The organism is Saccharomonospora sp. NPDC046836, assembly GCF_040645195.1.
GTDB lineage: Bacteria > Actinomycetota > Actinomycetes > Mycobacteriales > Pseudonocardiaceae > Prauserella_A.
In genome coordinates this window covers 40,530-56,718 of sequence record NZ_JBEYXW010000024.1, presented here as the reverse complement: position 1 = coordinate 56,718, position 16,189 = coordinate 40,530, and the positions used below count along the sequence as shown (strand labels likewise).

Sequence of the window (16,189 nt, the reverse complement as noted above, 5' to 3'; positions counted from 1 at the left end):
GCGCCGAGGCGTGCCCTGCCCGAGGTGGCGCTCGCTGTGGCGTTAGAGCTGGTCGCGCCGCCCGGCTGAGCACGCCAAGTACGCTTGACGCGTGCTAGCCGTCGTTCCCCCGCCCGTCACCGTGAAGGTGCCCAGCAAGATCAACCTGCACCTCTCGGTCGGCGAGGCACGCAAGGACGGCTACCACGAGCTGTCCACGATCTTCCAAGCGCTTTCACTCACCGACGAGGTCACCGTCGCCATTGCCGAGGAGTCCGGCGTCGAGGTCCACGGCGAGGGAGCCAAAACCGTGCCGACCGACGAGGGCAACCTCGCCTGGCGTGCCGTGCTCGCACTTGCGGCGCACGTCGGCCGTACTCCGGACACGGAGAAGGTCCGCGTGGTGCTGCGCAAGGGCATCCCGGTAGCGGGCGGAATGGCAGGCGGCAGTGCCGATGCGGCCGCCACGCTCGTCGGGCTCAGCTCACTGTGGAAGCTCGAGAGCGGACGTGACGAGCTCGCCCACATCGCAGCCACACTCGGCAGCGATGTTCCGTTCGCCCTCTACGGCGGCACAGCGCTGGGGACCGGTCGCGGCGAGGAGCTGGTGCCGGTGCTGTGCCGGCACACCTTCCACTGGGTGCTCGCGTTCGATGAGCGCGGCCTGTCGACGCCGCGGGTCTACACCGAGCTCGACCGGCTCCGCGCCGCGGGTGACCCGCCCCGTATCGGCTCGCATACCCCGGTGGTCGAGGCGCTGTCCTCCGGTGACCCGCGTCAGCTGGCGCTCCTGCTCGGCAACGACCTGCAGGCGGCGGCGGTCTCGCTGCGCCCTGGGCTGCGGCGCACCCTGCGCGCTGGGGTGAATGCCGGTGCGCTGGCGGGTACCGTGTCCGGCTCCGGCCCCACCTGCGCGTTCCTGTGCGAGGACGCCGAATCGGCGCTGAGGGTGGCGGCCGAGCTGGCCGGCGCCGGCGTGTGCCGTACGGTCCGGGTCGCGCACGGACCGGTACCGGGTGCGCGCGTCGTCGGCGGTGACGACGCGCCGCGGCGTCCGGTGCCGCCGCAAGTGCACGCATAACTCATCGTGGGAAGGGTTACCGAACGGATGGCCAACCTGGTCAATGTCGAGTCCGTCAGCAAGTCCTACGGCGAGCGCATGCTGCTCGACGACGTCTCGCTCGGCGTCGGTGAAGGCGATCGCATCGGCGTCGTCGGTCTCAACGGCGGTGGCAAGACCACGCTGCTGGAGGTCCTCGCGGGGCTGGGCGCGCCGGACTCGGGGCGGGTCAGCCGCGTTCGTGATCTGCGGCTGCGTGTGGTCACCCAGCGCACCACACTGCCCGAGGGCAGCATGGTGCGCGATGTCGTGCTCGCCGACTACGCAGCGGAGCACGAATGGGCGGCCGACGCCCGCGTTCGTTCCATTGTGGATGGTCTGGGCATCGCCGCGATCGGCCTGGCGACACCGACGGCGACCCTGTCCGGTGGCGAGCGTCGCCGTGTCGCACTCGCCGCCGCGCTCGTGGCCGAACTCGACCTCGTTGTGCTCGATGAGCCCACCAACCATCTCGACGTCGAAGGTGTCCGCTGGCTCGCCGAGCACCTGCTCGCGCGCAAGACCGCGCTGGTCGTCGTCACGCACGACCGGTGGTTCCTCGACACCGTGTGCGGCCGCACGTGGGAGGTGGTCGGCGGCAGGGTCGAGCAGTACGAGGGCGGTTACGCGGACTGGGTCTACGCCCGCGCCGAGCGGGCCCGGCTCGCCGCGACCGCCGAGGAGAAGCGGCGCAACCTCGCCCGCAAGGAACTGGCGTGGCTGCAGCGGGGCGCGCGGGCCCGCACCTCGAAGCCGCGCTACCGCGTCGAAGCCGCCGAGGCGCTGATCACGGACGTGCCCGAGCCCCGCGACGGCGTCGAACTGCTCGCCTTCGCCAAGCGCCGTCTCGGCAAGACCGTGCTGGAGCTCGAGGACGTCTCGCTGTCGGTGGGGGAGCGCACGCTGCTGGACCACCTGACGTGGCGGATCGGACCAGGGGACCGGATCGGGCTCGTCGGCGTCAACGGCTCCGGCAAGACGAGCCTGCTGCGCCTGCTGGCCGGCGATTCGCAGCCGGCGACGGGCAGGCGGATCGAAGGCAAGACGGTCCGCCTCGCGCATCTGCGGCAGGAGCTGGACGACCTGCCGGGGGACCTGCGGGTGCTGCAGGCCGTTGAGGAAGTCGCGGCTCGGGTCACGCTCGGCAAGTACGAGCTGAGCGCGTCGCAGCTCGCCGAACGGCTCGGCTTCCCGCCCGCGCGGCAGTGGACACCCGTGGCCGATCTCTCCGGCGGCGAGCGGCGCCGCCTGCAGCTGGTGCGGCTGTTGATGGCGGAGCCGAACGTGCTGCTGCTCGACGAGCCGACCAACGACCTCGACATCGACACCCTGCAGCAGCTGGAGGACCTGCTCGACTCGTGGCCGGGCACGCTGGTGGTCGTCTCGCACGACCGCTACCTGGTTGAGCGGGTGTGCGATGCGGTGCTCGCCCTCTTCGGCGACGGCACGATCACTCACCTGCCCGGCGGCATCGACGAGTACCTCCAACGCCGAGCCGTGCAGCTGGACAGCTCGGCTCCCGGCGACAGGCGCCAGGAGCCGGACTCGCCGAACGGGCAGCCGAAGGTCACCGCGGCGCAGTGGCGGGCGGCGGCGAAGGAACTGGCCAAACTGGAGCGCAGGCTCGACACCCTGCACGAGCGGGAGGCCGTGCTGCACGATGCGCTCGCCGCGGCGGCGACCGACCCGGACCGGCTGATGGAACTCAATGCCGAGCTGAAGGCGCTGCTCGTCGAGAAGGACGACGTGGAGGCCAAATGGCTCGAGATCTCCGAGACCGTCGAATGAGCTGGACGGGCACAGCTAAGGTCTGCTCATGAGTCGGTTCGTGGAGACGATGGTCGCCACCGCGAACGCGGGTGGTCGGCAGCGCGGCATGGTCACTGGGGAGCCCCGTGAACCCGTCCGCAGAACGTGGTCCGAGGTGCATGAGCGTGCGCGGCGAGTGGCGGGTGGGCTCGTGGCAGCCGGGCTGGAACCGGGCAGCGCCGTCGCCGTGCTCGCGGCCGCACCCGACCTGATCGCGCCGACCGTGCAGGGCACCTGGCTCGCCGGGGGCAGCGTCACGATGCTGCATCAGCCGACGCTGCGCACCGATCTCGGTCAGTGGGCCGGTGACACCCTCACGGTGCTCGACATGATCGGCTCCAGGCTGGTGCTGCTTGGTGAGCCGTTCGACCAGCTCGCCCCGGTGCTCACCGAGCACGGCATCGACTACCGCACGATCGACGACCTCCTCGGCGCGGAGCCGCTCGGCGAGGCCGTGCCGGTCAGCGAGGAAGCCCTCGCGCTGCTGCAGCTCACCAGTGGCTCGACCGCCGATCCCAAGGCCGTGCGGATCACTCACGGCAACCTGTACTCCAACATCAAGGCCATGGTCGATCGCGCCGAGCTCGACTTCGAGCGCGATGTCATGGTCTCGTGGCTGCCCACCTTTCACGACATGGGCATGGTCGGCTTCCTGACGCTGCCCATGACGTTCGGCGTCGAGCTCGTCAAGATCACCCCGGTCGAGTTCCTCAGTGGCCCGCTCGTCTGGCCTGAGCTCATCAGCCGCTATCAGGGCACGGTCACGGCCGCACCCAACTTCGCCTACGCCATTGTCGGCAGGCGCCTGGCTCGTATCGAGGACGACGGCGCCTACGACCTGTCCACTCTGCGCATCGCGCTCAACGGCGCCGAGCCGATCGACGCCACGGCGGTGCGGACCTTCAGCGACGCCGGTGCCCGGTTCAAGATGCCTGCCGAATGCGTCTTCCCCGCCTACGGGCTGGCCGAGGCCACCCTCGCCGTGTCGTTCGCGCCGCTGTTCACCGGGCTCACCGTGGACGTCATCGAAGCGCGGCCGCTGGAGGGTGACAACCGTGCCGTGCCGGTGCCGGAGGGCGATCCGCGCCGCGGCACCGATGCCGTGCGTGGCTTCGCGGTGCTCGGCAAGCCGCTGGACGGTCTCGAAGCGCAGATCGTGGACGAGCACGGCACTGTACTCGGTGAGCGACAGGTCGGCGAGATCCGCCTGCGCGGCGAAGCCGTCTCGCCGGGCTACCTCACCATGAACGGCCCCGCTGCCACCCAGGACGCAGGCGGCTGGTTCGCCACCGGCGACCTCGGCTACCTCGTCGACGGCGGCCAGATCGTCATCTGCGGGCGCAGTAAGGACGTCATCATCCTCGGGGGCCGCAACGTCTACCCGACCGACATCGAACGTGCCGCCACGGCGGTGGCGGGTGTGCGCGCCGGCAATGCGGTCGCGGTCCGCATCGACGCCGGCACCCGGCGGGAGCGGTTCGCCGTGGTGCTGGAGTCCAAACTGGCCGGTGACGCCGAGGAGGAACGCCGGCTGGCCAAGGAAGTTGCCGCACGGGTGCGTGACGCCGTCGATGCGCGCCCGTACGCGGTGGTCGTGCTGCCGGCGGGCAGTCTGCCGAAGACGCCGTCCGGCAAGGTGAAGCGCGCCGCGACGGCTGTCCAGTTCCGCGAGCAGATCGACGCCGGCGCCTGACAACGGCAACCGGGGCCGGTCAGCGAACTGACCGGCCCCGGCGCCACAACGGTTTGCGTGCGTGGCTGTGCTCCAGCGCGGGGGCGACGTAGGGGCCGCTCAGCACGGCGCCCGCCTTCGCGGCCAGTGTGCTCTCGACAGCGCGCAGGAAGGTGTCGACAGCCGCCTGGTCGTAGCCACCGCGCTTGCCCAGCGGCGTGAGGTTGAAGGCGACGTTGTGCACCTCGGCCGCGCTCACGTCGTCCTCCCCGTCCAGAGTCGCGGCGATCCGGTCGAGGAAGGCGTCCACCTGCGCCTCGTTGTAGCCGCGCGTCCCGAACGGCGCATCCGGGAAGCGGATGTCGTGCACGTCCTCGGGCGTTACAGCCATTTAGCGATCCTGGGCGTGCTCGATGACAGGGGAGGACTCCCGGGCTGCCGGCACGCGGTGTGGCTGCACGCCGCTGCGGCTGACCAGCGTTTCCTCGACCTGGTCGAGGAAGTCGTCGACCTGACGCTCGTCGTAACCACGCTTGCCGATCTGCGGGCGCCCGAACTGGACGTGGTGCACCTCGGCGGCGGTCAGGTCGTCTTCGTTGGAGAGGGTCTTCGCGATCCGCTGCACGAAGTCGTCGACCTCGTGCTTGGCGTAGCCTCGGCGGCCAATAGGAGCATTGCTGAAAGCGATCGTGCGTACGTCTTCAGCCGTGAACGACATGGGGCCTCTCCTGGGTTCGGCTCGTTCGGCACTCATCCCGTATTCCGTCCTAGCCGCTGGCAGGGACTCCGGGAAGGCTCGGAGAGGGTCGTCGACTCGAACAGGGGCGTTGGAAAACGCCATCGAGTGAGGGATTGATCACGCAGAGCTAGGCGTCAGCTGGCGTGGAAGATGTTCTGTGCCGCGGTCAGGCCGTGGGAGATCAGTTCCTCGACGGCGTCCGCGCACCGGTCGAGGTTCAGCGCCAGTTCGCGGCGCTCGACGGTGGCGAAGTCCTTGAGGACGAAGTCCGCGGGATCCATCCGACCGGGCGGGCGGCCGACGCCGAACCGGACCCGGTAGTAGTCCTTGGTGCCCAACGACTTCGTGATGGAGCGCAGTCCATTGTGGCCGTTGTCGCCGCCGCCGAGCTTGAGCCGGAGTGCCCCGTAGGGGATGTCCAGTTCGTCGTGCACGACGACGATGCCGCTCGGGGGGATCTTGTAGAACCGTGCGGTACCGGCGACCGGGCCGCCGGAGAGGTTCATGAACGAGCGCGGCTTGGCGAGCACGACCTTGCGCCCGCCGAGGTGCCCTTCGAGTACTTCGGCGCCACCTTTGTGCGCCTTGAACTTCCCGCCGATGCGTCCGGCGAGCTCGTCGAGAACGAGGAACCCGACGTTGTGCCGGTTGCCCGCGTAGCGGGGCCCCGGATTGCCGAGGCCGACGAGCAACACCAGCTCGCCGGCACCCGGCAGATCGTGCTCCACGGGAGGTGCCTACTCGCCCTCGCCGGCCGACTGGTCCTGAACCACACCGGCGCCCTCGGTGTCGACACCGGCCTCCATGGCTGCCTCGGACGGCGCCTCATTGACGGCCACCACCATGGCGTCGGCGTCGGTCACGAGGGTCGCGCCGCTGGGCAGCGCGATCTGCGAGGCGAGGATCTGGGTGCCTGCCGCGACGTCCTCGACCGAGACCTCGAACTGGTCCGGGATGTGCAGCGCCTCGACCTCGACCTGGATGGTGTCCAGATCCTGGTGCACCAGGGTGCCGGGGGCGGCGTCGCCGGTCAGCACGACCGGCACGTCGACCGTGACCTTCTCGCCACGGCGCACCACGAGCAGGTCGACGTGCTCGATGTAGTTCCTGAGCGGGTGGAAGGTCACCGTCTTGGTCAGCGCCAGCTCGGTGCCCTTCTCCGAGCCGTTGGCGCCGGCGACGTCCAGCGTCAGCACGGCGTTCTGGCCGTTGTCGCGGATCACGCGGGCGAACTCGAGGGCCGGCAGTGCCAGGTGCCGCGGGTCGACGCCGTGGCCGTACAGCACCGCAGGGATCTTGCCGGAACGACGGGTGCGGCGGGCCGCGCCCTTGCCGAACTCGGTGCGTGGTTCGACCGTCAGACGTACCTCGGACACGGGGATGCACTCCTTGCGGTGGGGTCTGCTGTGTTGCTGGCGGCTGTCCGGCGGCGAGTTCCAGGCGTGCACGAACACGGGTGGCTACTCAAGCCGCCGCGTCGATCACGTCGGGTCCGGGTGTTGCAAGTCCAGCCCGCCTCGCCGAGACAACCCGCACAGTCTAGTCCAGCCGCCAGCGCCCCTCTGACGGGGCCGTCACTGGCCGCGCAGCGCCCCCACCACGGGTGCGAACGTCTCCATGGCCGACTCAGCAACGCCGTGGACGCCACCTCCGGGCGGGTTCGCCCCGTCACGCTTAATCGATGGCGCCAATCAAGGGGTGCTGTGCTCAACGCCTCGTGCGCTTGCCGGCGCGGCGCGGTTGTCCCGCTGCGGGTGTATGAGGTCTTTCCAGTCGGCTGGCCAGTTCGCCAGGGCGACCATGGTCATGATCACCAGGTGGATGGGTGCCGAGACCTCTTCGTACAGGGCCGCGTCATCGATGAGGTGCGTGGTGACCGCGGCGGTGAGGAGGAAGACCAGACCCGCGGCACCGATGAATCTGAACCGTTTGTGTGGGATGACCAGCAAGATCGCGCAGATCAGCTCGATGGCGCCTGCGACGAACCTGAACCAGGCGGGAAAGCCCCAATCGACGAATTTCACCGAGTACGCAGGACCAAAGAACGTCGGGCCCGGCCAGAACTTGGTGGCGAAGCCGACGAAGAACTCTGCGGCCAGGACCCAGTAGAAGGCCATGCGCAGCCATGGCGGGATGCGTGCGGACATGATGCTTCCTCCGATGGAGAACGGGTGCGCTCAAGCCGCGCTGAACGACACCACGGTGCCGCCACCTGGCGTGGTCGTCCTGCTGCTCGTCACACCCGCGACGTTTCGCGAGTCATAGACAATGACTTGCTGCGACAGAGGAATGTGACCGATGAGCGAACACGCTTTTCTGACCGATCGGTTCGAGGAGCACCGCGGGCATCTGCGGGCGGTGGCCTACCAGATCCTTGGCTCGGCGGCCGAGGCCGACGATGCCGTCCAGGAAGCCTGGCTCAGGCTCAACCGGTCCTACACCAGCGAGGTGGAGAACCTGCGCGGGTGGCTCACCACCGTCGTCGCCCGCGTGGCGCTGACCATGCTGCGCTCACGCACCGCGCGGAGCGAAGATCCCTTGGACGTGCCCGTGCTGCAGCTGGCTCACAGCAGCGACGACACAGGTGGCGACCCCGAGCACCAGGCGATCTTGTCCGACTCGGTCGGCCTTGCACTGCTGGTGGTGCTGGACACGTTGGCTCCCAACGAGCGCCTGGCCTTCGTGCTGCACGACGTGTTCGCTGTGCCGTTCGAGGAGATCGCTCCCATCGTCGACCGGACGCCGGCTGCGGCCAGAAAGCTCGCCAGCCGAGCCCGGCGCCGCATCCAGAGAGCGGCACCGTCCCCCGGCACCGACCTGGCCCGACAGCGGGAGATCGTGCGTGCGTTTCTCGCTGCTTCGCGGCGCGGTGACTTCAACGCGTTGCTCGAGATACTGCACCCGGACGCCGTGCTCCGCGCCGACCGTGCCGCCACGGTGATGGGCGCAACCGGGCTGGTCCATGGCGCCTCGGCGGTCGCCGACACTCTCTCCGGCCGCGCCCTCCACGCACGTCTGGCACTGATCGACGGGGTCCCCGGCGCGTTGTGGACTCAGGCCGGCCGACCACGCGTGGCCTTCGCCTTCACGACCTCCACAGGCAAAATCACCGAGATCAATCTGATTGCGAATTCCCAGCACCTCCACACGCTCGATCTAGTGGTGCTCAACGACTGACACACCTCGAGCACACACAGATCCCGCATGCGGAAGGCCGGTGCCGACGACCGTTTGGCTGACTGCGCGGTCGCGGTTCAGCTGGTCGTGGGTAGGTAACGCGGGCGTCCACCAGGCGGACCCGGGCCACTCGCGGCATGGCCGGCGGACGTGCGCGGCCGTGTCAGCGCGACCTTCGGGGTACAGCGCCCAGACGCGGCGAAGGCCACCATCGCAGGGATGGTGGCCTTCGCCGCACCGGGCAGTGGCTACGTGATCTACGCGCTGCCGTCGAAGAGGCTCGTGACGGAGCCGTCCTCGAAGACCTCCTGGATCGCGCGGGCGAGCAGCGGCGCGATCGACAGCACCGTCAGCCCCGGGAACCGCTTCTCCTCCGGAATCGGCAGCGTGTTGGTGATGATCACCTCGCGCGCCTTGCAGTTGGCGAGTCGTTCCGTGGCCGGGTCGGAGAGGATGCCGTGGGTCGAGGCGATCACGACGTCGGAGGCGCCCTCGGCGAGCAGCGCGTCGGCGGCCTTGGTGATCGTGCCGCCCGTGTCGATCATGTCGTCGATCAGCACGCACAGCCGCCCGCGTACTTCGCCGACGACGCGGTTGGCGACCGCCTGGTTGGGCTTGTCGGGGTCGCGGGTCTTGTGGATGAACGCGATCGGCCGGTCGCCGAGCTGCTGCGCCCACTTCTCGGCGAGCCGCACCCGGCCGGAGTCGGGAGAGACCACCGTCATGTCGGCGCCGCCGTAGGTCTCCCTGATGTGGTCGGCGAGCACGGTCTGCGCGAGCAGGTGGTCGACCGGGCCGTCGAAGAAGCCCTGGATCTGCGCGGTGTGCAGGTCGACCGTCATGATCCGGTCGGCTCCCGCGGTCTTGAACAGGTCGGCGATCAGCCGCGCCGAGATCGGTTCGCGTCCCTTGTGCTTCTTGTCCTGGCGAGAGTACGGGTAGAACGGCATGATCACGGTGATGCGCTTGGCGCTGGCGCGCTTGAGCGCGTCCACCATGATCAGCTGTTCCATGATCCACTCGTTGATGGGCGGCGGGTAGCTCTGGATGAGGAACGCGTCCGAACCACGCACCGACTCCTGGAACCGCACGTAGATCTCGCCGTTGGCGAAGGAGTGCACGGTTTGCGGGGTGATCGTCACATTGAGGTGCTTGGCCACCTCTTCCGCGAGTTCGACATGTGACCGGCCGGAGAAGAGCATCAGGTTCTTCTTCGGCGTGCCGGACTTCGGGCTCATTCTTGCGACTCCCCGTCGGTATCGGTTTCCTGCAGTGCGGCGAGTGCCCTTTCCGCTGCCTCCGCCGCTGGGGTGCCCGGCCTGCGCCGCGGCACCCAGCCTTCGATGTTCCGTTGTGGTGCCCCCGATACCGCGAGCGCACCCGGCGGTACGTCCTGACGGATCACCGTGCCGGCGCCACTGTACGCGCCGTCCCCCACGGTGACGGGCGCCACGAACATGGTGTCCGAGCCCGTACGTACGTACGAGCCGATGCTGGTGTGGTGCTTGGTCACACCGTCGTAGTTGACGAACACGCTGGACGCGCCGATGTTGCTGTACTCCCCAATCGTCGCATCCCCGACGTAGGTCAGGTGCGGCACCTTCGTTCCGGTGCCGATGTCGGCGTTCTTGGTCTCCACGAACGTGCCGATCTTGCCCTTGACGCCGAGCCGGGTGCCTGGCCGCAGATAGGCGAAGGGGCCCACCTGCGCGTCCTCGCCGATGACCGAGTCGCTGCCGTGCGTTCGCGCGACGTTCGCGCGGGCGCCGACCGTCACGTTCGTCAGCGTCGAGTCGGGCCCGATCCGCGCGCCTTCGCCAACGGCCGTCTCACCGTGCAGCTGCACGCCCGGTGCGATGACCACGTCGCGGCCAAGGGTCACCCCGGCGTCCACCCAGGTCGAGGCGGGGTCGATCACGGTCACGCCGGCCAGCTGCCAGCGCTGCACGATCCGCCGGTTCAGCTCGGCCGCCAGCTTGGACAGCTGCACGCGGTCGTTGATGCCCTCGGTGAGCCACGGATCGTCCACGACGAGGGCGCCCACGGTCCTGCCGTCGGCTCGCGCGCTGCCGAGCACGTCGGTCAGGTACAGCTCGCCCTGCGCGTTGTCGGTGGACAGCCTGGCGAGCCCGTCGGCGAGCACATCCGCGTCGAAGGCATAGACACCGGAGTTGATCTCCGTGATGGCGAGCTGCTCGTCGGTCGCGTCCTTGTGTTCCACGATGCCGGTGAGCGCGCCGGAGGCGTCGCGCACGATGCGGCCGTAGCCTTCCGGGTTCTCGGCCACCGCGGTCAGGACCGTCACCGCGTTGGCGCGGCGCGTGTGCTCGGCGAGCAGTGTCGACAGCGTCTCGGTGTCTAGCAACGGCACGTCGCCGTAGGTCACCAGTACCGTGCCCGAAAGGCCGGGCGGCAGCGCGTCCAGTGCGCAGGAGACAGCGTGCCCGGTGCCGTCCTGGGTTTCCTGTACGGCGGTCGTCACGGGCCTGCCGAGCGCGCCGCCGAGCGCGCTCAGGCGTTCGGTCACCGCGTCGCGGCCGTGGCCGACGACGACGACGAGCTGGTCGGGGTCGAGCCCGGCAGCCGCGCGGACGGCGTGCTCGACGAGTGGCCTGCCGGCGATGGGATGCAGCACTTTCGGAATGTCCGAGCGCATGCGGGTGCCCTCACCTGCGGCGAGGATCACGGTGCTCAGCGAACCGGTCACGGTCGTCCTCACAATCACCAGGGTCTGTACCGGGCCACGATCCTACGTGGGCTCGGCCTCATCCAACGTTGGGTCGGTTCCGGGCGCGTCGGCCGTTTCACCACCCGGCTGAGGGGACGCGGCGATCCGGTTGCCACCGCGCCGTTTTGCTTGGTACATGGCCGCATCGGCACGAGAGAGGACCTCTTCGGCGCGCTCCTGCGGGCGCAGCGAAACCAGTCCCACCGACAACGTCACACCGTGCGAGAGATGGTGCGGCAGCGACGCCACCGCCTTGACGGAACGGTTCAGCGCCTGTGTCGCGGCCGACTGCGGGGCGCCGGGCAGCAGCACGATGAACTCGTCGCCGCCGTATCGGGCCACGACGTCGTCACCGCGAAGCGCGTCGCGCAGCGTGCTGGCGACGACCCGGAGCACATCGTCACCCTCGGCATGCGAGTGCTGGTCGTTGACGTCCTTGAAGCCGTCAAGGTCGACGAGGGCGACCGCCAGCGGTTGCGCCTGCGTCGAGGCCGCGAGCGTACGCAGGCGCTCGTCGAGCGCCCGCCGGTTGGGCAGGCCGGTGAGGGGGTCCTGCAACGCCTGCTGGGTGATCGCCCCGTGCTCGGCGGAGAGCCGCTCGTGCTCCCGGCGGGTGTTCAGCGTCGCGATCTGGGACTCCCGCAAAGACCACAGTTCGGCCTCCACCGCGGCCGCGTAGTCGGCGATCAGGCTGGTCGGTTTGTTCTCCGGCTCCACCGACTCGCTCGCGTTGCCCTCCTCGCCAAGCCGCGCGAGCTCGCGCACGAGGTTGAGGCGCATCGACGGCTGCGAGTTGTCCTCGGCCTGCGTGTGCCGGACCTCCTTGAGGGCCCGGAGCGCCTCGTCGTGGTGGCCATCGCGTTCCAGGCACCGGGACAGCGCGATCGTCACGATGATGTTCTCATGCGGGTAACCCTCCGTGCCGTGTAACCGCTGTAACCGGTCGATGTGCGCGGAGCTCGGCGCGGCCAGCGCCAGCGACGCGGCGAGCACGCCGACCTGGTCGACCGCGGGAACCCCGGCTTCGCGGGGGAACAGCGACTCGGCGAACGGTGCCTCGACGGCGATCGCCATCGACGCGGCGGTGCGGAACTTCTCGCCTGCCTCGTCGTACCGGCCCACCCGTTCCAGCCGTAGCCCCCAGCCCAGCAGCATCTTGACCCGGTTCATCAGCTGCAGGGTGATCTCGTGCGGGCCTGCGCTGTCGCGGATGGCCTGGTGGGCGCGCGCGATGACCTCTTCCGCGGCCTCGTAGACGCCGAGCTGGTTGAGCACGATCCAGCAGTCGTTGAGCGCGGAGGACAGCAGCCGGTCCCACGCCCGCCTGCCCAGCTGCGGGTCCCGGCTGGGCGCGTCGTCGAGGATCGCGAGTGCCCTGGCGGTTTCGGTGAGCGCGGCATCCTCCTGCCCGGCCAGCACGAGCCGCCTGCCGCGCAGCGCATGCGCGTCTGCCCTGAGCAGTGCGAGACCGTGCCGTTTGGTGTGCGCGAGCATCTCGTCGAGTAGCGACTCGGCTTCCTCGGCAAGGCCACGTGTGACGAGCCTGGCGAGCGCGGCCGCACGGAGCATCTGGGCGATGAGCAGTGGTTCGCCGCGACGCTGGGTCTCTTCCAGAAGCTCGTCGAGGGTGCGGGTGACCCGGAGCTGCTCAGGGCGCTCGGTGCGCTGCACGGCGGCGATGAGTTCACGCGCGCGTCCCAGTAACCAGGCGTCGGACATGTCCCCTAACGCCGGGCGACGGGCCTCATCCGCGTCCGGGTCCTCGTGCAGCCGCCTCACACCCCCTTGGGCCAGCCAAAGCCACCTGCTCCGCCGCCAGGGCTCGAACCTGGACTGTCAGAACCAAAATCTGAAGTGCTGCCAATTACACTACGGCGGATCGCGCCTGGTCAGGATAGCCAGTGGCAAACCGGGCGCTTCCGAAGGGGCCGGGACTGCTCGTTCGGCCCTCGCCGGGGCTCGCAACCTCCTGTACCGTAACTTACGGCAACGTAGGTAAGGTGACCCTTGCTAGGTCCGTTCGTGGAAAGAAGTGACGCGCATGACGGCAACCCTGGACGAAGGTCCCCCCGCACCAGCCAATAATGGCCCCAAGCCGATCCTCGAAGGAACGCGCACGCGCGGCGTCCAGTTCTCGGTGTACTTCGGCGTGATCGCTCCGCTGGCCGCGCTGATCGCCGCCGTCCCCTTCGCCTGGGGGTGGGGACTGACCTGGGTCGACGTGGCGTTGTTCGTGGCCTTCTACGCGATCTCCGGTCTCGGTGTGACGGTGTCCTACCACCGGTACTTCACCCACGGCTCGTTCAAGGCCAAGCCGTGGCTTCGCGTCGCAATGGCGATCGCAGGCAGTCTCGCCGTGCAGGGGCCGGTGATCACCTGGGTCGCCGACCATCGCAGACATCACGCGTTCTCCGACCGTGAGGGCGACCCGCACTCGCCGTGGCTGTTCGGCACCTCGCCGCTGGCCATCTCCAAGGGCTTCTGGCACGCGCACATGGGCTGGCTCTTCGAACGGGACAAGACCAACATCCACCGGTTCGCGCCCGACCTGGTCAGGGACAAGGCGATCAAGAAGGTCGACGAGCTGTTCTGGCTGTGGACCCTGCTCTCGCTCACGCTGCCCGCGCTGCTCGGCGGACTGCTCACGTGGTCGCTGTGGGGCGCGGTGACCGCCTTCTTCTGGGCGGGGCTGGTCCGCGTGTGCGTGCTGCACCACGTGACCTGGTCGGTCAACTCGATCTGCCACATGATCGGCGAGCGGCCGTTCACCGCGCGGGACCGTTCCGCCAACTTCTGGCCGCTGGCGATCCTGTCGTTCGGTGAGTCCTGGCACAACCTGCACCACGCCGACCCGACCTCGGCCCGGCACGGTGTCCAGCGCGGCCAGATCGACATCTCGGCGCGGGTCATCTGGTTGTTCGAGAAGCTGGGCTGGGCCTACAGCGTGCGCTGGCCGACGCCGACCCGGCTGGCCAAGCTGTCCGCTGCGGGAAAGTAAGCCCGTTCTGGCCCTGCCGGTAGTCTGCCCAGGTGGCGGCTAGACGGCGAGCGAAGCGGGACGCAGCCACCGGGGCGCGGCCGAGTGCCCCGGTGGTGAGGGTGCGGATGACGGGAACCGAGCGTCGGCAGCAGTTGCTCAACGTCGCACGCGAGCTCTTCGCGCAAAAGGGCTTCGATGGCACCTCCGTCGAGGAGATCGCGCACCGTGCGAATGTCTCCAAACCGGTGGTCTACGAGCACTTCGGCGGTAAGGAAGGCATCTACGCCGTCGTCGTGGACCGCGAGACGCAGCTGCTGCTCGACCGGATGGTGTCCACTTTGCACGGTGGGCATCCACGCGCGATGCTCGAGCAGGCGGCCGTGGCGCTGCTCAGCTACGTCGAGGAGTCCCAGGACGGCTTCCGCATCCTCGTCCGGGACTCACCGGTCGCCAGCTCGACCGGTACTTTCTCCACGCTCCTCAACGACATCGCCAGCCAGGTCGAGCACATCCTCGGCCAGGAGTTCTCCGCGCGCGGTTATGACGACAAGCTCGCGGCGCTCTACGCGCAGGCCCTCGTCGGCATGGTGGCACTGACGGGGCAGTGGTGGCTCGACGCACGCAAACCCAAACGCGACGAGGTAGCTGCCCATCTGGTCAACCTCGCCTGGAACGGTTTGTCCCATTTGGAACACAAACCCAAACTCCGCCTCACCGACCACTGAGGCTCCGCCGTGGTTAGACGGGCGTGATGCGGAGGAGTTTGTCGTTGGTGCCGTTGGAGGTGGTGACGTACAGTGCGCCGTCCGGCCCGGTGCGGACGCCGCGCAGCCTGCCGTAGGCGTTGTTGAGCTGGGTCGGCAACGACAGTTCCGTCACGTCGGTTCCCGCCTCGTTGAGCGCGAACAGCAGCATCTTCTGCCCGCGCAGGGCCACCACGGCGAGCCTGCCGTCGAGACTGCCCCACTGCCGCCCCGACAGGAAGGCGGCACCGGACGGCGCTTCGGTCGACGTCTGACCGGAAGTCCACAGTGGACTCATTGCGTTCGGGAACCGTTGGAGATCGGTCATCGGGACGTTCTCGTCGTAGAAGTTCACCGTGCCACCCTGCGAGGGGTCCCAGCCGTAGTTGGCGCCCGGCTCGATCCGGTTCATCTCGTCGAAACCGACGGGCCCGTGCTCGGTCGTGAACACCTGCCCTGACCCCGGCCGCACGGCGACGCCCTGCACGTTGCGGTGTCCGTAGGTGTAGACGCGCCGCTCGTTGGGGTCCGGCGATGAGGCGAACGGGTTGTCCGGCAGACCCTCGCCGGTCGCCAGGTCGATCCGCAGCACCTTGCCGCCGAGGCTGCGCCGGTCCTGCGGGATGTGCGGATCGCCAGCGGTGTCGCCCGTTCCCACGAGCAACGCGCCGTCCGCGGCGATCGTCGGCCTGCACCCGGAATGCCGCCCGCTGGGGTTGATCGGCAGGCCGGTGAGCAGATCCCGCACCTTGGTGGCGCTGGAATCGTCATCCGCGAGCCGCCAGGTGACCAGCCGGACATCCACGGCCTGGCCGTTCTCCTGGTGCGTCTGGCAGGTCGTGAACTCCCGGGACTGCGCGAAGTCCGGATGCAGCACCAGCCCCATCAGCCCGCCCTCGCCACGCACGTACACGTCGGAGGTGTCGGCTCGCACGGCGGTGACGGTGCCGCCATCGATGATCTTGAACCGCCCTGGACGTTCGGTCAGCAGTATCCGGCCGTCGGGCAGGAAACCCAGATCCCAGCCATGTTCGAGGCCGTGGGCGACCTCGTCGATGCGCAGCGCCGCTCCCGTCGTAGGCGCGCCCGTGGTCGGGGTAGTCCTGCCGTCCGGTACCGCCGCACCACTGGTACAGGCGCCTGCGACACCGGCGAGCAGGACAAGAGCGGCAATGGTGAGCTTGCGCACGCGCATTGGCATAGTCTGCCCTTCCCGGGTTGTGTCGCCGTTTGCGGCCGCCGCTGCGTACCCTGGACGACGAG

15 protein-coding genes and 1 tRNA gene are annotated in these 16,189 nt (G+C 69.0%); 6 read left to right on the top strand and 10 right to left on the bottom strand.

The genetic code is table 11. The features are described from left to right. Positions 1–91: 91 nt before the first annotated feature. Genes ABZ863_RS24505 through ABZ863_RS24495 form a run of 3 tightly spaced genes read left to right on the top strand, consistent with a single transcriptional unit; the run spans position 92 to position 4,580 of the window. Positions 92–1,060 carry a 4-(cytidine 5'-diphospho)-2-C-methyl-D-erythritol kinase gene (locus ABZ863_RS24505; RefSeq protein ID WP_358539736.1) on the top strand — a complete coding sequence of 323 codons (969 nt, stop codon included), beginning with the start codon at positions 92–94 and terminating at the stop codon, positions 1,058–1,060. A gap of 27 nt (positions 1,061–1,087) precedes the next feature. Next, positions 1,088–2,866 (top strand): ABC-F family ATP-binding cassette domain-containing protein, encoded by a 1,779-nt coding sequence (locus ABZ863_RS24500; RefSeq protein ID WP_358539733.1) that lies wholly within the window; start codon positions 1,088–1,090, stop codon positions 2,864–2,866. A gap of 28 nt (positions 2,867–2,894) precedes the next feature. Then, the gene (locus tag ABZ863_RS24495) at positions 2,895–4,580 is read left to right on the top strand and encodes a fatty acyl-AMP ligase (protein ID WP_358539730.1); all 1,686 of its coding nucleotides are present in this window, start codon (positions 2,895–2,897) and stop codon (positions 4,578–4,580) included. A 19-nt stretch (positions 4,581–4,599) separates the two neighbouring features. Here the strand turns inward: ABZ863_RS24495 and ABZ863_RS24490 are convergent, their stop codons facing one another. The 5 genes from ABZ863_RS24490 to ABZ863_RS24470 all read right to left on the bottom strand — a co-directional run bounded on the left by ABZ863_RS24490 (position 4,600) and on the right by ABZ863_RS24470 (position 7,445). Further along, positions 4,600–4,950 (bottom strand): DivIVA domain-containing protein, encoded by a 351-nt coding sequence (locus ABZ863_RS24490; protein ID WP_358539727.1) that lies wholly within the window; start codon positions 4,948–4,950, stop codon positions 4,600–4,602. Then, positions 4,951–5,277: a DivIVA domain-containing protein gene (locus ABZ863_RS24485; RefSeq protein ID WP_358539724.1), complete on the bottom strand. Its 327-nt coding sequence runs from the start codon at positions 5,275–5,277 to the stop codon at positions 4,951–4,953. A 155-nt stretch (positions 5,278–5,432) separates the two neighbouring features. Further along, on the bottom strand, positions 5,433–6,026 hold the full coding sequence (pth, locus tag ABZ863_RS24480) for an aminoacyl-tRNA hydrolase (protein ID WP_358539722.1): 594 nt from the start codon (positions 6,024–6,026) through the stop codon (positions 5,433–5,435). A 9-nt stretch (positions 6,027–6,035) separates the two neighbouring features. Beyond that, entirely contained in the window at positions 6,036–6,674 is a 639-nt protein-coding gene (locus tag ABZ863_RS24475; protein ID WP_358539719.1) for a 50S ribosomal protein L25/general stress protein Ctc, read from the bottom strand. Positions 6,675–6,989: 315 nt separating this feature from the next. Continuing rightward, positions 6,990–7,445: a DoxX family protein gene (locus ABZ863_RS24470; protein ID WP_358539717.1), complete on the bottom strand. Its 456-nt coding sequence runs from the start codon at positions 7,443–7,445 to the stop codon at positions 6,990–6,992. 151 nt (positions 7,446–7,596) lie between these two features. On the opposite strand from ABZ863_RS24470, the gene ABZ863_RS24465 reads away from it, so the two are divergent. Further along, complete coding sequence (locus ABZ863_RS24465) at positions 7,597–8,475, top strand: sigma-70 family RNA polymerase sigma factor (protein WP_358539714.1); 879 nt, start codon at positions 7,597–7,599, stop codon at positions 8,473–8,475. 257 nt (positions 8,476–8,732) lie between these two features. Here ABZ863_RS24465 and ABZ863_RS24460 read toward each other — a convergent pair whose 3' ends face one another. From ABZ863_RS24460 to ABZ863_RS24445, 4 genes are all read right to left on the bottom strand, one after another. Then, on the bottom strand, positions 8,733–9,713 hold the full coding sequence (locus ABZ863_RS24460) for a ribose-phosphate diphosphokinase (protein ID WP_358539712.1): 981 nt from the start codon (positions 9,711–9,713) through the stop codon (positions 8,733–8,735). Beyond that, positions 9,710–11,182 carry a bifunctional UDP-N-acetylglucosamine diphosphorylase/glucosamine-1-phosphate N-acetyltransferase GlmU gene (gene glmU, locus ABZ863_RS24455; protein WP_358539833.1) on the bottom strand — a complete coding sequence of 491 codons (1,473 nt, stop codon included), beginning with the start codon at positions 11,180–11,182 and terminating at the stop codon, positions 9,710–9,712. Before glmU ends, ABZ863_RS24460 begins: the two co-directional genes overlap by 4 nt. Positions 11,183–11,224: 42 nt before the next feature. Next, the gene (locus ABZ863_RS24450; protein ID WP_358539832.1) at positions 11,225–12,922 is read right to left on the bottom strand and encodes a GGDEF domain-containing protein; all 1,698 of its coding nucleotides are present in this window, start codon (positions 12,920–12,922) and stop codon (positions 11,225–11,227) included. Between the two features lie 88 nt (positions 12,923–13,010). After that, a tRNA-Gln gene (locus tag ABZ863_RS24445) sits at positions 13,011–13,082 on the bottom strand. 162 nt (positions 13,083–13,244) lie between these two features. Here ABZ863_RS24445 and ABZ863_RS24440 point away from each other — a divergent pair. Next, positions 13,245–14,201 carry an acyl-CoA desaturase gene (locus tag ABZ863_RS24440; RefSeq protein ID WP_358539709.1) on the top strand — a complete coding sequence of 319 codons (957 nt, stop codon included), beginning with the start codon at positions 13,245–13,247 and terminating at the stop codon, positions 14,199–14,201. A gap of 107 nt (positions 14,202–14,308) precedes the next feature. Then, positions 14,309–14,908: a TetR/AcrR family transcriptional regulator gene (locus tag ABZ863_RS24435; RefSeq protein ID WP_358539707.1), complete on the top strand. Its 600-nt coding sequence runs from the start codon at positions 14,309–14,311 to the stop codon at positions 14,906–14,908. A gap of 13 nt (positions 14,909–14,921) precedes the next feature. Here the strand turns inward: ABZ863_RS24435 and ABZ863_RS24430 are convergent, their stop codons facing one another. Beyond that, positions 14,922–16,121: a PQQ-dependent sugar dehydrogenase gene (locus ABZ863_RS24430; protein WP_358539705.1), complete on the bottom strand. Its 1,200-nt coding sequence runs from the start codon at positions 16,119–16,121 to the stop codon at positions 14,922–14,924. Positions 16,122–16,189: the final 68 nt, after the last annotated feature.

What these genes read in the sequence shown, in the direction of transcription:
- ABZ863_RS24500 (WP_358539733.1), top strand. Translation starts at nt 1,088, where the DNA reads ATGGCCAACCTGGTCAATGTCGAGTCCGTCAGCAAGTCCTACGGCGAG.
- ABZ863_RS24495 (WP_358539730.1), top strand. Translation starts at nt 2,895, where the DNA reads ATGAGTCGGTTCGTGGAGACGATGGTCGCCACCGCGAACGCGGGTGGT.
- ABZ863_RS24490 (WP_358539727.1), bottom strand. Translation starts at nt 4,950, where the DNA reads ATGGCTGTAACGCCCGAGGACGTGCACGACATCCGCTTCCCGGATGCG.
- ABZ863_RS24485 (WP_358539724.1), bottom strand. Translation starts at nt 5,277, where the DNA reads ATGTCGTTCACGGCTGAAGACGTACGCACGATCGCTTTCAGCAATGCT.
- ABZ863_RS24470 (WP_358539717.1), bottom strand. Translation starts at nt 7,445, where the DNA reads ATGTCCGCACGCATCCCGCCATGGCTGCGCATGGCCTTCTACTGGGTC.
- ABZ863_RS24465 (WP_358539714.1), top strand. Translation starts at nt 7,597, where the DNA reads ATGAGCGAACACGCTTTTCTGACCGATCGGTTCGAGGAGCACCGCGGG.
- ABZ863_RS24460 (WP_358539712.1), bottom strand. Translation starts at nt 9,713, where the DNA reads ATGAGCCCGAAGTCCGGCACGCCGAAGAAGAACCTGATGCTCTTCTCC.
- ABZ863_RS24450 (WP_358539832.1), bottom strand. Translation starts at nt 12,922, where the DNA reads ATGTCCGACGCCTGGTTACTGGGACGCGCGCGTGAACTCATCGCCGCC.
- ABZ863_RS24440 (WP_358539709.1), top strand. Translation starts at nt 13,245, where the DNA reads ATGACGGCAACCCTGGACGAAGGTCCCCCCGCACCAGCCAATAATGGC.
- ABZ863_RS24435 (WP_358539707.1), top strand. Translation starts at nt 14,309, where the DNA reads ATGACGGGAACCGAGCGTCGGCAGCAGTTGCTCAACGTCGCACGCGAG.
- ABZ863_RS24430 (WP_358539705.1), bottom strand. Translation starts at nt 16,121, where the DNA reads ATGCGCGTGCGCAAGCTCACCATTGCCGCTCTTGTCCTGCTCGCCGGT.